At 60.5% G+C, this 1,590-nt stretch carries 2 protein-coding genes; both read left to right on the forward strand.

Features of this window, described 5'->3' with window-relative positions:
• A partial coding sequence (tnpB, locus tag PH552_RS33615) for an IS66 family insertion sequence element accessory protein TnpB (protein WP_285166730.1) occupies window positions 1-270 on the forward strand: 270 nt, incomplete at its 5' end.
• A 73-nt stretch (window positions 271-343) separates the two neighbouring features.
• Window positions 344-1,590, forward strand: a 1,247-nt coding sequence (gene tnpC, locus PH552_RS33620; protein ID WP_285166732.1) for an IS66 family transposase, incomplete at its 3' end; no start/stop codon positions are given.

Consider the following 1,590-nt stretch of genomic DNA (forward strand, 5'->3'; position numbering starts at 1 on the left):
TCGCTGGTGCGCGACGCCGGCAGTGATCCGTTTAACGGCTCGCTTTATGTCTTCCGGGCGAAGCGGGCAGACCGGGTCAAGATCGTCTGGTGGGATGGATCAGGGGTCTGCCTTTACTCCAAGCGACTGGAGAAGGCGCAGTTCTGCTGGCCGCGGATCGGGCACAACCGGGTGCAGCTCAATCATGCCCAGCTCATGGCGCTCGTTGACGGCATGGACTGGAAGCGGGTTCGCTCTGTGGCAGTGAAGCCGCCGGAGATTGTTGGGTAAAGGCCTGCGGCGAAGTGAATCAACCGCCTGAAAGGGCAGGAAAACCGGAGCAGAATGTGCTCTGGTAGGCCTCATGACGCCGCCCGATCTCCAGCTCCCGGATGATGTAGAGACGCTGAAAGCCATGGTCCTTGCCATGGCCGACAAGGCGGCGCGGGCCGATGCTCTCGAGAGCGAGGTTGCAGATCTCAAGGAACGAAACGCCGATGCCGATGAGCGCATCGAACGACTGACGCAGATCCTGAAAGCCTTCGATCGTGCCCGCTTTGGCCGGCGATCGGAAAAGCTCGGGCCTTCAGGCATGGATGATGAGCAGCAGGCTTTTGTCTTCGAGGAGATCGAGACCGGTATCGCTGCGATCCGAGCCCAGGTCAACAAGGGCGCAACCCATCCCGACAGCAAACGTCCGCCGCGGCCACGCAAAGGCTTCGCGCCCCACCTGGAGCGGGTCGAAGTGGTAATCGAACCGGCTGAACTACCCGAACATGCCGGCAAGCAGAAGGTGCTGATCGGAGAAGACGTCTCTGAGCGGCTGGACGTCATGCCGGCGAAGTTCCGGGTCATCGTCACCCGCCGGCCAAAGTATGCCTTCAAAAACGAAGACGGTGTCATCCAGGCATCTGCGCCCGCGCACATCATCGAGGGCGGCATTCCAACGGAAGCGCTTCTGGCCCAGATCGCGGTATCCAAGTATGCCGACGGCCTTCCGCTCTATCGGCAGGAGGCGATCTATGCCCGCGACAAGGTCGAACTCGATCGCAAGCTGATGGCCCAATGGATGGGCAAGCTCGGCTTCGAACTCGACATCCTGGCCGATTATATCCTTGCCGAGATTAAAAAAGCTGAGCGGATCTTTGCTGACGAGACGACGTTGCCAACGCTCGCGCCGGGATCCGGATCAGCAAAGACGGCTTGGTTATGGGCCTATGCCAGGGATGACAGACCCTTTGGCGGTAGTGGTCCGCCGATGGTCGCCTATCGCTTCGAAGATAGCCGCGCTGGCGATCGTGTCGCCCGGCATCTGAGTGGCTATCGCGGTATTCTTCAAGTTGACGGGTATGGTGCCTACAACAAGCTCGCTCGATCTGACGGCGGCAATGACGGTATGGTATTGGCCGGCTGCTGGTCCCACAGCAGGCGCAAGTTCTACGAGCTCCACGCCTCGGAAAGCTCAAAGATCGCCACCGAGACGGTGGAGCTGATGGCAAAGCTCTGGCAGGTCGAAGAAACAGCCCGAGGGCAAAGCCCTGACGCCCGTGTCGACGCGCGTCAGCAGACATCCGCCGCTGTCGTTACCGAGCTCTTCGACCTTTGGCAGAA

Origin of the sequence: Rhizobium aureum (assembly GCF_030182495.1) — a bacterium.
In the GTDB taxonomy this organism is placed as follows: domain Bacteria; phylum Pseudomonadota; class Alphaproteobacteria; order Rhizobiales; family Rhizobiaceae; genus Rhizobium; species Rhizobium tropici_C.